Raw genomic sequence first — 14,983 nt, 5'->3', positions numbered from 1 at the left:
CGGCCCGACCCTCCCTCATATGAAAATATGTTTGTTAAAACGTCCGTTATGAATGAAAGGACTATTCAATCATTAACGTTTTAAGTTTACTAGCTCTTGTAACACTTCATCTGATGTTGTAATAATACGAGTATTCGCTTGGAAACCACGTTGAGCAACAATCATCTCTGTAAACTCTTCAGATAAGTCAACATTCGACATTTCTACAGCTCCAGGCACTACTTTCCCCATCCCTGCTACAGTTGCTACTTGTCCATATGCAGCACCAGAGTTCGCTGTTTGTTGATAGTAGTTCCCACCATTTTTAGCAAGACCACCAGCGTTCGGGAATTTAGCCATAATCAGCTGACCAGCCCATTTACGCTCACCATTTAGGTCTACATATTCAATCGTACCATTAGCCCCGATGCTAATCTCTTTAGCAGTCGTAGGGATACGAATTGGACCTACAGTTCCATCATCAGGTGTTAGTACACCATCCTCATCAAATAAGTTTGCTCCTTCATCCCCTGAAGCAATTGGTGCATCATCTGGATTGATACCATCATCATCCGCTTCCATTACGATATCCTCACCAGCAGATACACCTACTAAATATTTACCGTCAGCATTTACTAAATAGCCATTGCTATCCATATAGAAAACACCATTACGAGTAAATAGAGTATTGTTGAAGCCTTCTTCGTCGATGAAACCACTATCTGGATCAGGAGCACCATTTGCATCAGCTACCATGAAAAAGCCATCACCCTCAATTGCTAAGTCAAGACCACGTCCTGTACTTTGTAAGGAACCGCCTCCATGAATCGTATCAATGGCAGCTAATTGTGTACCCAAACCAACTTGTTGTGGATTCACACCACCTCGTGTAGCTGTTGCTGCAGATGCACCGGCTTGTGTTTGAGACATTAAATCTTTAAAAAGAACACGTCCTTTTTTAAAGCCAACAGTATTAACATTTGCAATATTGTTACCAATAACATCTAGCTTTGTTTGGAAGTTTTTAAGACCTGAAATACCTGAATACATAGAACGTAACATAAGTTTTCGTTCTCCCTTCATTTTTTATTTGTGTGCTTCTATCAATCAGCATCACGAAGGCTTCCTTTCATAAGAAGGTCCAGCCTTTAAAGCACGATTGTGCCATCAATATTTGTAAATAATTGTTGTTTTGCTTCCGTGCGATCCATTGCTGTAATGACAGTAGCGTTTTTAGCACTGACAATTAAAGCTGCTTGATCCATCAAGACTAATGGCTGTTTAACACCTTTTGAGTGAGCTTCAAATACCTTATCCGAGACAACCTGCCATTCTTGTTCAGAGATGTCAATTTTACGCTCCATAATACGTTCATGCGCATGTTTGCTCACCTTCAGCTCTTGCTTTGATGCTTCCTGTAAATGGGCTTTAAAGGATTGCTGTGAATGAATGGGCGTAGGTTGAGTTGCACGAATAGATGGATGCAAGGGTACACGATGAATTGAAAATTTATCCATCACTTTTCCCCACCTTTATTCGCTAATAACTGTAAAATCTTTATCCGTAAGTTTTTTATCATTATCTAATACGTAATAAATAACGCCATCTTTATTGGAAACAGAGACGATTCTTCCTTGTAATTCCTGCTCGCCATCTTGATATGTAACTTTTTTACCTATCAATTTACTCGCCTGAACAAGTGGCGTTTCTGGCACAGGATTATTCCCATTTGCTCCAGAGCCAAGGATTCCAGAAATATTACCAGGCGTTATTTCTTTTCCATCTGCTAATTTGAAGACAACACTACCATCTACAAATTTCAAGGATTCGATCACACCTGATCCTTCATTTACAACTGGATCTCCTTTTTCATCTGTTTTATCTGTAATTTCATGCCATTTGACTTCTTTACCAACAAAGGTTGCATAATTCATCATTTGCGTTTGTTGCTGTGATGCTAATAATGATTCTACTGCCTTTGTCATGTTCTGCATTTGTTCTAAAGAAGAAAACTGTGCCATTTGAGAAATGAATTCTCGGTCATTCATCGGATTTGTTGGGTCCTGATGCTGTAATTGGGTAATTAACAGTTGAAGAAAGGCATCTTTACCAAGTTCACTATTCCCAGTTTGTTTGGTTGGTTTTCTATAATTAGAATAGTAAAGATCGTCCGTTATGGATGTATTGGTTGCTTTAGACGTTGCATCCGCCATCAATTACACCTCCTCGTTTAATAAATAGTCACTAAATGACATCTCTTCATCGTCATCCTCAGCTTTTTGTTGCTGATCTTCATCCTGTTGCTGTCTAAAGAAATTATTAAAGAAGTTTTGATCACGTTGTTGGCGATCTGCATCCTGTAATGATTGGGCAATATCAAGACGGTCTACTTGAATGTTCTGCTGCATAAACGCCTGCTTTAGCTGATGTGCTTGACTATCAAGCATTTCACGTCCATGAGCTGTAGAAGCTAGTAGACGAGCTGTCAGTACACCATCATTTTGCACAAGCTCTATACGAATTGTTCCTAAATTTTCTGGATACAACTTAATCGTTAATCGTGTAATCCCCTGTGCATTAGATATTTGAGCTCTATTGATAATGGCTTGCATTTCTTTTAATAAAGCCTCTGACTGTGCAGGTTTAGCAGTCGGTAATGTTACTTGGAACGTATCCGGTTTGGTTTGCACCGTTTGTGGTGTTACCATTTCATTAGAACTTGTCTCACTTTGCTTCGTCATTTGGACTTGCTGGAAGCCTTGTAATGACAATGTACTTGTTGATTTGGTTGTTGTTACTTGTATTGTTTCTACTTGGGTTTGTAATGTCGTTAAAAGACTTTTAACGGTTGTTAACAAATTTTCTTGTGGAGCTGTTAAGTCCGATTTCTGTCCTACTAATTGTGCTAGCTTTAACACTTGCAGTAATTGCGTTGCTTCTTTTGGTGTTACTAGACCTTCTCCTTGTAATGCAGCACCTATTTGCGCTTGAAGTATTGGCGCTTGGGCATCTACTAAGGATAATAGCTCCCAAACATCACTAGCTTCTTTTTCTTCTCCTAATAGCTGCTGGACTATTTTTTGAAGCTGTTCATCATCAATACCTAATGCATTTAATATATTGTCCAGATCCAGCATTTCGTCCATAGATACCGCTTTACCATCTTCTCCCAGTTGTAGGATTAACAAACCATCATCGTGGGGGATTCCTAATAAATCGAGTACCTCTTCCAATGAATCAGCGTTTAAAACCTGCTGTAAATCAGCTAGCTCATTATTTGGCGTAGTTTGAGCAGATTGATTTGATTGAGTTGAGGAAGATAGGACTTGTCCAAAAACAGAGCCGAATTTCGATAAATTATCCTGCTTCGAAGTTCCGTTGATCTTCCCATCAGTGCTACTAGCTGCCGTTGTTGGCTTTGCTGCCGCATTTTTAGTTGGTACTGATTGAGTGATCATTTTCATCATTGCTATATCCACTCTTTTCACCTCCTTTCATGAACTTTATTGTTTAGCCATGAGTTCCGTATATTTCGCTGCATCTTTAGCATCCATTTTCTCTAAAATTGCTGCTAGTTTATCAGGTTTTAAATTAGTTAAAATGCGTAATGCTTCTGTATCACTCATATTGATTAATACAGGTGCTGCAGATTTCGGAGACATTTTATCGAAAGTCGATAGAATATCGTTGAAATCGCGCTTCACATCATCTTGCTGTCGATTTAATTTTTCAATTTCAAATTGAAGCTGCTCTTTTTCTATCGTGAGCTTCTCTTTTTCAGTTGTTGTCGTATCTAGCTTTTTTTGCAGCTGTGTAATTTCTGCTTCTTTTTCTTGAATTTCTGCCTGTAAATTAACTATTTTCGAGTCATTGATTACGACAGCATCTTTTGCTTGCTGTTCTTCTGACGGAACAAAAGGTAAACTGCCAATTGCCTTTTTACCTAAGTCAAAAACATTTGTATTCATTAATGTAGCCACAACAAGTAAAACTGCTACGACAAACATAAGTGGCAGTACGATCCAAGTAAAAAACTTTAGAAAGCCTCCCTTTTTTTTCTTAGGCGGCTGTTCTACTAATTCCGCTTTCAATCGATTGTCTTTTCTCACCATGAAATCACCTGATTTCTCTCTTGTTATACGTTAATAATGAAATTTCATCTAAAAAAAGGCTTTCTATACGATCCTGCTCTTGTTGGAAAAGCTTAAAATCCTTTTCTCTCATTTTTTCAAATTTACGTACTTCCAAGTTTTTTTCTAATAATTTATCTTCGTGCCAATTCATTTTTGCACGAGCTTGTATCACTTTCTGCTGAACATCTGCAATTGTTTTTTCCAGACTATCAATAAAACGTGCGTAGTGATGAATTTCATCAATAGATGAACCAACCGTTAAACGGTCCTGCTGGAAGGCAATTAAATCTTCCTTCTTTTTAAGCAAGTCATATAACTTCGTAGCCACTTCCTCAAAAGATCGGACAGATTCTTTATAGGCCATTTCAGTTTCGTTTTTTTCTTGCTCACGAATTGTTAATACTTTTTCAAAACGATACACATAGCTGACCATCTAGTTCACACCACCGTTCGATAAGGATATCAGCTCATTTACACTTTCTTCCAAGGTCACTTTATCCAAATAGCCCTGTTTAAGATAAGTAGTAATAAGCGGTTCATAATGTATAGCTTCATCAATTTCTCTAGACGTCCCTCGTTTATAAGCACCTATATTGATTAAATCCTCAGATTTGTCGTATGTATAATAAAGTTCTCTTAATCGTTCTGCAGCTTTTTTATGCTCTGGCTCTGCTACATGGTTCATTAAACGACTAACACTTTTTAAGACGTTTATAGCAGGGTATTGACCTTTATTAGCTAAATTTCGATCAAGCACAATATGACCATCTAATATCCCTCGCACCGTATCAGCGATTGGTTCATTCATATCATCACCATCTACTAGGACCGTATAAAACGCAGTGATAGAGCCCTTTTCATTAGTACCTGTACGTTCTAATAATTTAGGTAAAATCGCAAATACAGATGGTGTATACCCCTTCTGTGCTGGTGGTTCACCTGTAGCAAGTCCAATTTCACGTTGAGCCATGGCAACACGTGTTACAGAGTCCATCATCAACATGACATTTAATCCACGATTTCTAAAATACTCGGCAATTGCTGTTGCAGTAAACGCCCCTTTTATCCTCATTAATGCTGGTTGGTCAGAGGTAGCAGCAACAACAATAGAGCGACTTAGACCCTCAGGACCTAAATCACGTTCAATAAATTCACGAACCTCACGCCCACGTTCTCCGATCAGCGCAATTACATTCAAATCTGCCTGCGTATTTCTCGCAATCATTCCAAGAAGCGTACTTTTTCCGACCCCTGAACCAGCGAAAATCCCGACGCGTTGGCCATTTCCAACCGTTAGCATTCCATCGATAGCTTTAACGCCGACCTCAAGTCTTTCATTAATTGGCGGACGTGTTAGTGGATTTGGCGGATCTTGCTCTGTCGGAACCGTCATTAGTCCTTTTGGTAATAAGGTGCCATCAATAGGATTTCCCATTGAATCCAACACTTTTCCTATTAGCTCTGGGCCCACTTTTACTTCTAGCGGAGCCCCCGTCCCTTCAACAAGACAGCCAATAGATATTTCTCTTAAAGAAGTGAAAGGCATTAAAACAACAATTTCATCTTTAAAGCCCACCACTTCAGCTAAAATGATTTGGTGACCATTGTTTACAGTTTCCACATGAATTTTACAAACATCACCTATGGAACTATCTGGACCTTGCGACTCAATCATCAAGCCGACAACTCTAGTGACTCTACCAAACTTTTTAAAAGTTGGCATATGAGGAATATGTTCGATTAATTGAGCCGTCTTCATCTAGATCATTCCCTACTTTCTAATATTTCATGAAGCTTTAATCTTAGTTCGTTCAATTGCTCATCGATACTCACTACTATACGTCCATGATTTGTTTCGATATAGCAATCTGTTTCATTGTTTAAATCTTCATTAACAAAAATCATAAATGGTACATCAACCGGGAACATTTCCGCTAATTCATCACGATTAGCAGTAATTAAAGCGTGGTAGGTTGGCGACACATAAATTTTAATTTCTTTCATCTCTCTAGCTTCTTTTAAGCCTCTACGAACAATCGACACAAATAGATCTGGATCACGTTCTAAAGAAATGCCCATTATTCGTTCTGCTGTCGTTAGGCCAAGCTCTAGCACCACAGCTTCTTGTTCATCAATATATTTTTTTGCGTTTTCTTTTGCTTGATTAATGACTTCATTCGCAGTTTGAAGTGACTCGGCCATTGCTTCAGTGGATTTATTCACACCGTCTTCATAGCCTTGTCCAAAGCCTTCATCATAGGCTTCTTGAACTCGATTCGGTCTTTCTTCTTCCCAACTTAACTTCAAATGCTCAATCTCTTGATAGTGCATGTGCTTTTCTTGCTCAAATGCTTCACGTTCTGCTTGTAAAGAAGCTCTAGCCTCTGCAAGCAAACGGTCTCGCTCAGCCATTATTTCTTCTATTGTTAATTGATGTTGGGATGAAGCATCATCACCATCTTCCAAATCAAATCCTTCAAACATATCGCGAATTTGTATCTCTTTTACATTATCGCTATCGGATTGAGTGTAAATTGAACGGATGATTCTAGACAATGACGTCATCTCCTCCACCACGTGCAATAATGATTTCACCAGCATCCTCTAGGCGACGAATAACAGCAACAATTCGAGATTGTGCCTCCTCTACGTCACGTAAACGTACAGGTCCCATAATTTCCATTTCTTCTTTAAATGTTTCAGCCATACGTTGAGACATATTGCGGAAAATAATATCTTTTACTTCTTCGCTTGACACTTTCATTGAAAGCAGTAAGTCTTCGTTTTCACAATCACGAATAACACGTTGAATGGAACGATTGTCGAGTGTAACGATATCTTCGAATACAAACATGCGTTTTTTGATTTCTTCTGCAAGCTCTGGATCTTGAATTTCAAGTGCATCAAGGATCGTTTTCTCAGTTTGTCGATCAACACCATTCAGTACTTCAACGACTGCATCAATACCACCAGTTTCAGTGTAATCTTGGGTAACCGTAGATGATAATTTACGCTCTAACACCGATTCAATTTCACTAATTACTTCTGGTGAAGTCGATTCCATAACAGCTATACGTTTTGCAATGTCAGCCTGTACTTCCTGTGGTAATGAAGATAAAATCACTCCCGCTTGCCCTGCTTCTAAATAAGAAAGAATGAGGGCAATTGTTTGTGGATGTTCATTTTGAATAAAGTTAAAAATTTGTGCCGGATCAGCTCTCCGTGCAAAATCAAACGGTCGCACTTGTAACGAAGATGTCAGACGATTAATGATCGTCTGAGCTTGTTCTACACCAAGCGCTTTTTCTAATACTGTTTTCGCATAACCAATACCACCTTGCGTGATATAGTCTTGAGCTAGCGCAATATTGTGGAATTCTTCTATAATCTCTTCCTTGACGTTTGATTCTACTTTTTTAACACTTGAAATTTCTAATGTTAAACGTTCTATTTCTTCCTCTGTTAAATGTTTATAGACTGAAGCTGAAACTTCAGGTCCTAATGAAATTAACAAGAGAGCGGCCTTTTGTTTTCCGGTTAATTCCTTATCTTTCTTGGACACAGCCGAACCTCCTAGTTAGTCTTCAGCAATCCAACTACGCAGTAACTTCGCAAAATCGTCTGGCTTATCTTTTGCCATTTTTTCTAGCTGCTTACGACGCATTGTAGCTTCCGTTTCAATTTCTTCATTAATATCGTCAATCATTAAATCTTCTTGTTCTTCTAGGATACTTAGCTCTTCTTCTTCCTGTGCACGTTTACGAGAACGGATAATGAAGAATGCTAACAATACAATAACAGCTAATAAGATACCGCCAATAACCCAAACCCACCAAGGGATCATTGGTTTTTCATCAGCAACCTGTGTGGCCTTACCATATAGAGGCTGTACAGATACGGCTACTTTCTCATCAATTTGCTCTTGAGTAAGCTCAGCTGCTACGTCTTTAGAAATCGTTGTACGAACGATCGTGCTTAAAATTTTCTCAATATCTTCGCGAACACCGTCTGGTAATGACGCTGCATCTGTTGCTGTTGGTGGTTCAACAATTACTTGAATTCCAATATCTTGCACCTTATAAGGAGCTTCTTGAATATCTTTACGTATACGATTCACGTCATTATTAATCGTTTCTTCTGTACGTTCATAATCACCGTTACCCGATGTACCTTCATTATAGGTAGTAAAGTTATCAGTAGTTGTTTCAGCTTCAGGTGTTCCAGTAGCTGCTGCCGCCCCTGTTCCAGAATATTGCTCAGTAATTCTTTGAGCACTAATGGCGATTCCTTCCATATTTTCTTCATCAACAGGTGTCACAAGATTTTCTTCACGATTTTCCTTCTTGAAGTCAATATCCGTAGTGACAGAAACCATTACTTTGTCTTGTCCCATCAACGTACCAAGCATATTTTGTACTTGACGTTGTAGATCACGTTCCACTAACTTTTTCATTTGTAATTGACCTTCAGCCGTTGCTGTAGATGTACCATCTGTTGTGGCTGCATTCAAGTCAAAGTACTCTGAGAATTGGTTAGAGATTACGATGTTCTCAGTTTTTAAATTCGGAATACTTTTTGACACCAAATTATACATAGTTGTAATTTGCTGCTCTGTAAATTTATATCCTGGATCTGTATTTAATACGATAGATGCAGTTGCATCCTCTTTTACATCTGTTACGAAGACCCCTTCTTCAGGGACAGTAATCATTACCTTTGCATCTTTAACGCCTTCAAGGTTTCTAAAAAGCTTAGCAATTTCAGTTTCAGTGGCTGCTTTTTTTAATAGATTAAATTCGTTATCTGTCATCCCAAACCCTGAACTGTTTGCAAATGAGTAATCAATCGTACCCGTTTGCGGATATCCTTCTGATGCTAATTGCACTAATAAGGAGTCAACTTGCTCCTCAGGCACTAAAATAGATGTTCCGCCTGGCGCAATTTGATATGTTACACCTTGTGAATCCAGTGCTTCCTTTACTTGTCCAATTTCTCTTGTTGATAAATCTTTATAAAGTGGAACATATGTAGTTTTTGAAGCGAAAAACGTTACAATTGCCGCAAGAGCGATGACGCCTACCAAGGAGCCAATCATAACTATTTTTTGCTTTTTACTTCGACTTTTCCAAAATTGACTGGTGTCGTTTTTTATTTTCGTCAATCGTTCATTCATTATGAATCCTCCGGTTATAGTGAATAACCTAGCCATCAATAATTTGCGAACTTCAAGAGCCTACCATTTAGGTAGTCATTAATCTGCATTGAGAGGGGCTCTCCCCCTCAATAAAAGATTAAACGCTCATTCGCATTATTTCTTGGTAAGCTTCAATCACCTTATTGCGAACTTCAATTGTTGCGTTTAATGTAATGCTCGCCTTTTGTGAAGCAATCATTACCTCATGCAATTCCACATTTTCACCTTTAATTAGCTTTTGAGTAAAATTATCGGATGTGATTTGCTGGTCATTAACTTTGGCTATTGCCTCTTTTAACGAGTTCGCGAAGCTTTGTTGGGCTTCATAAGGTGTCGTATTAAGTTTATTTGTTTCATTTACAACCTGAGTAGGTGTCATTAGCGAAACGGACGAAATTGTCATTATGTATCTTCCTTTCTTCTTATTTATTTACCAATCTCTAGTGCCTTTGTAAGCATAGATTTATTTGCGTTAAATACTGTTACGTTTGCCTCGTAAGAACGAGTGGCTGACATTAAATCTACCATTTCTTTTAATGGGTCGACATTCGGCAAATTGACATAACCATCTGCATTTGCATCTGGATGAGTTGGGTCATAAACAAGTTTGAAAGGTGTTTCTCGGTCTTCTGCAATACGAGTTACTTTCACACCATTACCAACACCGCTTTTGGCGTCTTTCCCAAGTGCTACATTCATAAACTTTGAAAATTGTCCTTCTTGTGCTGTAAACGTTACGGACTTCCGTCGATATGGCTCCCACTCCCCATTAACTTGACGAGCTCGAGTTGTATCCATGTTTGCCATATTAGAAGAAATAACATCCATGCGTAGGCGTTGTGCAGTTAAGGCTGAGGCAGTGGTATTCATCCCATGAAAAATAGACATCTATTACTTACCTCCTTTAATAACTGTATTTAATGTGTTTAATTTCCCGTTTACACGATCAATTAAAGCATTGTAATAAATTTGATTTTCTGCTAATTTTGCCTGTTCAGCATCCATATCTACTGCGTTGCCATTATTTCGGTATCGTAGATTTTCTATATTATTGACACCAGGTGTAGATTGTCGAATTGTGAAATCATAATGTCTATTGTCAGTTCGATAAGCAGAAATAGAGATATCCTTTTGTTCAGCCAACATATCCTTAAAACTAACATTTTTCGCCTTATAATTAGGTGTATCGACATTCGCAATATTGTTTGCGATTGTTTTATGATTCAAAGTCGCATAGGAAAGTCCATTTTCCAAGCTACTAATAGTTCCTCCAAATAAATTCAAAACTGTTCACCTCAATTTATTAAATTCTATGTACTTGTTAATATATTCAATAATACAATTGTAATTAAGATGCTACCTAGTGTCTATTGTCTTTTGTCACTTTTTAATAGTATATACGCCCTATTTTTTTAACGTCCCAACCGGGACAATACTTCCGCATCCCTTGTAGCTCTAGGCTTCATAAAAGGTTGGTTAACATCTAGTTATTTTACACTATTTCGACAGTGTTTACGATTTTAGTATTAAATTTGCCTTTTTATGAGCTTTATCGCCTTTTAAAATGAAATTAATTTAAGGTTCCATTTTACTAGTTCGACAAATGGCTGAATATTCTAATATAGACAATTAACAGTTTATTCACCATTATTCTAAAGTAACACACATTTCATTTTTATATGCTAATTGTAGTGACAATTTTATGAACGACATTAGGATAAAAGAAACAAAAAACATCAATATTCTCCAAATTTGTATTTATACAAAAAATAACAATCAATTACATCGCTAAATATCTAGTGAAATGCATACAAAAAGGCGCCTAGTTTTACGTAGACGCCTTCATTATCTTCTTTAAGAAGAATTATTTCATTTTAATTTCAGCTAATGCATTTAAGAACTTATCATTTAACACTTTAATATAAGTTCCTTTCATACCTAGAGAGCGAGACTCAATAACACCTGCTGACTCCAGTTTACGTAATGCATTGACGATCACTGAGCGTGTAATTCCCACTCGGTCTGCAATTTTAGAGGCAACAAGTAAACCTTCGTTACCATCAAGTTCTTCAAAGATATGCTCAATAGCTTCTAATTCACTGTAAGAAAGTGAGTTAATGGCCATTTGCACAACCGCTTTGCTACGAGCTTCCTCTTCGATTTCTTCAGATTTTTCACGTAAAATCTCCATGCCAACTACTGTTGCGCCATACTCTGCAAGAATCAAATCATCATCTTCAAATTGAGAAGATAGACGTGCAAGGATTAATGTTCCTAAACGTTCACCACCACCAACGATTGGTACAATTGTTGTTAATGCGTTTTGGAAAAGATCTTTGTTTTCCACAGGGAAAGCAGTATGTTCGTTATGGATATCTAAATTAGAAGATGTTTCTGAGATTGTAAATAAGCTATGTGTGTATTCTTCAGGGAATTGTCTCTCTTCAAACATTTTTTTCATACGCTCATTTTCAATTTGTTGGTGAATTGAAATACCTAATAACTTACCTTTACGGCTTAAAATATAGACATTACTATCAATAATATCTCCAAGTGTATCAGCCATTTCCTTAAAGTTTACAGGCTTACCAGCAGAAGCTTGTAGCATTGAGTTAATTTTACGTGTTTTTCCTAATAAATTCATTATATGTTCCTCCTATAAATAATCCGAAGAGTATTCACTTAATATTCTAAAGTTTTTTACTACTGAATGATACTGATCAGCTTTATCTTACAATATAAACTGTGACAAATCTTTGTTTTTTACAATCCCTGCGAGTTTTTGATCTACATAGGCTGCGTTGATCGGTATACTCGCTGGTGCAATTTCAGCTGCTTCAAACGACAGCTCTTCTAGTAACCGTTCTAAAATCGTGTGCAAACGGCGAGCTCCGATATTATCTGTTTCCTGATTAACCTCTGTGGCTATTTCCGCAATACGTTCAATGGCATCAGATGTGAAATTGATTTCCACACCTTCCGTTTCTAGCAATGCCTTATACTGCAAAATGAGCGATTGATCTGGTTCTTGTAAAATACGGACAAAATCTTGTTTTGTTAATTTTTCAAGCTCTACACGAATTGGGAAACGACCTTGCAATTCCGGAATCAAATCTGAAGGCTTCGACATATGGAACGCTCCTGCAGCTATAAATAGCATGTAATCCGTTTTCACAGCCCCATACTTCGTAGTTACAGTTGAACCTTCTACTATTGGTAAAATGTCTCGTTGTACACCCTCACGAGATACATTCGCAGAAGAATTCCCTTCTTTACTAGCTATTTTATCGATTTCATCAATAAAAATAATACCAGTTTGCTCCGCTCTAACAATTGACTCCTGTGCCACTTCATCTGCATCTATCAACTTATTTGCTTCTTCTATTGTTAAAATACGACGTGCATCCTTTACCTGCACACGGCGTTTTTTCTGTTTTTTAGGCATTAAGCTAGATAGCATATCTTGCATCCCATTATTAGCAGACATATCCATTCCCGTGCCTTGTAATGCATCAAAAATGGATGGAGTTTGTTCTGTTACCTCAACCGTAACCCATTCATTTTCCAATTTACCATTTCGTAAATCAATAGCAATTTGTGCACGTTTAGAGCGTACTTCTGTTTCCTCAGACGATGTATCATCCGTTGGAGTTTGTTCTTTCCCACCAAATAACATTTCGAATGGATTTTGCATGCTCTGTTTCTTACGCAATGACGGGACTAAAAGTTTCACAATCGCTTCATTTGCTAATTGCTCTGCTTGTTCCTTAACAGATTCCATCATTTCTTCTTTCACAAGACGGTGAGAAGCTTCTACTAAGTCACGTACCATTGATTCAACATCACGACCTACATAACCTACCTCAGTAAATTTTGTCGCTTCCACTTTTACAAAAGGTGCATTTGTAAGCTTCGCAATTCTTCTGGCAATTTCCGTTTTTCCGACACCAGTTGGCCCAATCATTAAGATATTTTTAGGAATAACCTCTGCCTTCATATCTTCATTTAACAATGAACGACGATAGCGGTTTCGCAACGCAATGGCTACAGCTCGCTTAGCTTCATTTTGCCCAACAATATAACGATCTAAATGCTCAGTAATTTGTCTTGGCGTTAAATTTTTTTGCGTCATTAGCTCAGCGCCTCCACGATAATATTATGATTCGTAAATACACAGATTTCAGCAGCTGTTTCTAATGCTGCTTCAGCAATTTCACGAGCAGTCATCGTTTCACCTGCATATTTTTTTAATGCTCTACCCGCTGATAAAGCATAATTTCCACCAGAACCAATGGCTAAAATTCCATCATCAGGTTCAATGACTTCACCAGTACCAGAAACAAGTAGTAAAGTTGTTTTATCCATGACTAATAGCATCGCTTCTAGTTGGCGTAGCATTTTATCTCCGCGCCATTGCTTGGCAACCTCTACTGCAGCACGTTGTAAATTACCGTTATATTCATTCAATTTGCCTTCGAACATCTCAAATAGTGTAAATGCATCTGCAACAGAGCCTGCAAAGCCTGCCAGAACCTGCCCATTAAACAGACGTCTGACCTTCTTCGCTGTACCTTTCATCACAACTGCATTTCCTAATGTTACTTGACCATCACCAGCCATGGCACAGCCTCCGTTATGATGAACTGCAAATATCGTAGTCGCATGAATTTGTCCCATCTGCTTTCCTCCTTAACTCTATTATGCCCTTGGATGAGCATTCATATATGTTTGACGTAGGTGCTCTTTTGTTACATGTGTGTAAACCTGTGTAGAAGATAAATGCGAGTGGCCTAATAACTCCTGCACCGTTCGCAAATCCGCGCCATTGTTTAATAAATGTGTGGCAAAAGTATGGCGAAGCATGTGTGGGTAAATTTTCGTATGGAGTGAGGCCTTGTCAATCATTTCGTTTAAAACATGACGTACCCCTCGTGGAGTAAGTTCCCCACCTCGCATATTGACAAACAATTGCTGATGATTAGTCTTTTTCATCAATCTAGGACGAGCCTGCTCTATGTAGTCCAGCATTGCTAAACTCGCAAATTGACCGAATGGGATAATTCGTTCTTTCCGACCTTTTCCCATAACTCGTATGATGGAATAATGAAAATCTACATCCTTAACTTGAATGGAAGTCAGCTCACTTACACGAATACCTGTCGCATATAACAGCTCTAATATAGCCATATTTCTCAATGATTTCAAATCATCCCCGGTATTCGCATCAAATAACTGCATCAATTCTTCTTCATAGAAGAAATTTGGTAAACGAGATTCTTTTTTTGGATGATAAAGAGAACGAAATGCCCCATCATCAAATCCATACTGTCTATTTAGAAAGCGGAAGAAGGAGCGTATTGAGGATATTTTTCTAGAAATAGAAGCCCTTGCTCTTTTTTCGTCGTACAACTTTGTTACATAAAGACGTGCATGTATATATTCAACACTCGCTAAATCATGAATTCCTTCCCCTTGTAAGAAGGCCAAAAAATCCAGCAGGTCTGATTCATATTCTCGCACTGTATGAACAGAGAAGTTCTTTTCAACTTGGATGTAAAGCATGAACTGTTCGAGTGCATCTTGGGACGAAACTAACATAGAAAGATTCACCACCAATAATTTATTAATAATTTTCTCAAATGACTGACACTTGTAATATAACGGATAAATAATTCTT

At 37.9% G+C, this 14,983-nt stretch carries 17 protein-coding genes; all 17 read right to left on the bottom strand.

Going from position 1 to position 14,983, the window contains the following annotated elements:
• Nucleotides 1-72: 72 nt before the first annotated feature.
• The 17 genes from PI85_RS11665 to xerC all read right to left on the bottom strand — a co-directional run bounded on the left by PI85_RS11665 (nucleotide 73) and on the right by xerC (nucleotide 14,904).
• Nucleotides 73-1,041 carry a flagellar hook-basal body complex protein gene (locus tag PI85_RS11665; RefSeq protein ID WP_036123987.1) on the bottom strand — a complete coding sequence of 323 codons (969 nt, stop codon included), beginning with the start codon at nucleotides 1,039-1,041 and terminating at the stop codon, nucleotides 73-75.
• An 86-nt stretch (nucleotides 1,042-1,127) separates the two neighbouring features.
• A complete protein-coding gene (locus PI85_RS11660) occupies nucleotides 1,128-1,496 on the bottom strand; it encodes a TIGR02530 family flagellar biosynthesis protein (RefSeq protein WP_025113938.1) in 369 nt (122 codons plus the stop codon).
• 15 nt (nucleotides 1,497-1,511) lie between these two features.
• A complete protein-coding gene (flgD, locus tag PI85_RS11655; RefSeq protein ID WP_036123985.1) occupies nucleotides 1,512-2,192 on the bottom strand; it encodes a flagellar hook assembly protein FlgD in 681 nt (226 codons plus the stop codon).
• 3 nt (nucleotides 2,193-2,195) lie between these two features.
• Entirely contained in the window at nucleotides 2,196-3,458 is a 1,263-nt protein-coding gene (locus PI85_RS11650; protein WP_036123983.1) for a flagellar hook-length control protein FliK, read from the bottom strand.
• Nucleotides 3,459-3,482: 24 nt separating this feature from the next.
• On the bottom strand, nucleotides 3,483-4,091 hold the full coding sequence (locus PI85_RS11645) for a MotE family protein (protein ID WP_036123980.1): 609 nt from the start codon (nucleotides 4,089-4,091) through the stop codon (nucleotides 3,483-3,485).
• Nucleotides 4,092-4,095: 4 nt separating this feature from the next.
• Nucleotides 4,096-4,545 (bottom strand): flagellar export protein FliJ, encoded by a 450-nt coding sequence (gene fliJ / locus PI85_RS11640; protein ID WP_008180776.1) that lies wholly within the window; start codon nucleotides 4,543-4,545, stop codon nucleotides 4,096-4,098.
• A complete protein-coding gene (gene fliI, locus PI85_RS11635) occupies nucleotides 4,546-5,871 on the bottom strand; it encodes a flagellar protein export ATPase FliI (RefSeq protein ID WP_008180778.1) in 1,326 nt (441 codons plus the stop codon).
• Nucleotides 5,872-5,876: 5 nt separating this feature from the next.
• Nucleotides 5,877-6,668, bottom strand: coding sequence for a flagellar assembly protein FliH (gene fliH, locus PI85_RS11630; RefSeq protein ID WP_036123977.1), 792 nt, complete (start codon nucleotides 6,666-6,668; stop codon nucleotides 5,877-5,879).
• Nucleotides 6,661-7,674 (bottom strand): flagellar motor switch protein FliG, encoded by a 1,014-nt coding sequence (gene fliG / locus PI85_RS11625; RefSeq protein ID WP_008180783.1) that lies wholly within the window; start codon nucleotides 7,672-7,674, stop codon nucleotides 6,661-6,663. Before fliG ends, fliH begins: the two co-directional genes overlap by 8 nt.
• Nucleotides 7,675-7,689: 15 nt before the next feature.
• Nucleotides 7,690-9,285, bottom strand: a complete 1,596-nt coding sequence (fliF, locus tag PI85_RS11620; RefSeq protein ID WP_036123974.1) for a flagellar basal-body MS-ring/collar protein FliF — start codon at nucleotides 9,283-9,285, stop codon at nucleotides 7,690-7,692.
• Between the two features lie 118 nt (nucleotides 9,286-9,403).
• Nucleotides 9,404-9,709 (bottom strand): flagellar hook-basal body complex protein FliE, encoded by a 306-nt coding sequence (fliE, locus tag PI85_RS11615; RefSeq protein ID WP_025113930.1) that lies wholly within the window; start codon nucleotides 9,707-9,709, stop codon nucleotides 9,404-9,406.
• A 23-nt stretch (nucleotides 9,710-9,732) separates the two neighbouring features.
• Nucleotides 9,733-10,194, bottom strand: coding sequence for a flagellar basal body rod protein FlgC (flgC, locus tag PI85_RS11610; protein ID WP_008180788.1), 462 nt, complete (start codon nucleotides 10,192-10,194; stop codon nucleotides 9,733-9,735).
• A 3-nt stretch (nucleotides 10,195-10,197) separates the two neighbouring features.
• A complete protein-coding gene (gene flgB, locus PI85_RS11605; RefSeq protein ID WP_008180790.1) occupies nucleotides 10,198-10,590 on the bottom strand; it encodes a flagellar basal body rod protein FlgB in 393 nt (130 codons plus the stop codon).
• Nucleotides 10,591-11,170: 580 nt separating this feature from the next.
• Nucleotides 11,171-11,950, bottom strand: coding sequence for a GTP-sensing pleiotropic transcriptional regulator CodY (gene codY / locus PI85_RS11600; RefSeq protein WP_025113928.1), 780 nt, complete (start codon nucleotides 11,948-11,950; stop codon nucleotides 11,171-11,173).
• An 87-nt stretch (nucleotides 11,951-12,037) separates the two neighbouring features.
• Nucleotides 12,038-13,438: an ATP-dependent protease ATPase subunit HslU gene (gene hslU / locus PI85_RS11595; RefSeq protein WP_025113927.1), complete on the bottom strand. Its 1,401-nt coding sequence runs from the start codon at nucleotides 13,436-13,438 to the stop codon at nucleotides 12,038-12,040.
• Nucleotides 13,438-13,983 (bottom strand): ATP-dependent protease subunit HslV, encoded by a 546-nt coding sequence (gene hslV / locus PI85_RS11590; RefSeq protein WP_008181271.1) that lies wholly within the window; start codon nucleotides 13,981-13,983, stop codon nucleotides 13,438-13,440. Before hslV ends, hslU begins: the two co-directional genes overlap by 1 nt.
• 21 nt (nucleotides 13,984-14,004) lie before the next feature.
• Nucleotides 14,005-14,904, bottom strand: a complete 900-nt coding sequence (xerC, locus tag PI85_RS11585; protein WP_008181273.1) for a tyrosine recombinase XerC — start codon at nucleotides 14,902-14,904, stop codon at nucleotides 14,005-14,007.
• Nucleotides 14,905-14,983 lie beyond the last annotated feature (79 nt).

It is taken from the genome of Lysinibacillus sp. A1, assembly GCF_000801965.1.
GTDB lineage: Bacteria > Bacillota > Bacilli > Bacillales_A > Planococcaceae > Lysinibacillus > Lysinibacillus fusiformis.
Note: the sequence above shows the minus strand (reverse complement) of the source record. Positions and strands in the feature narration are given on the sequence as shown.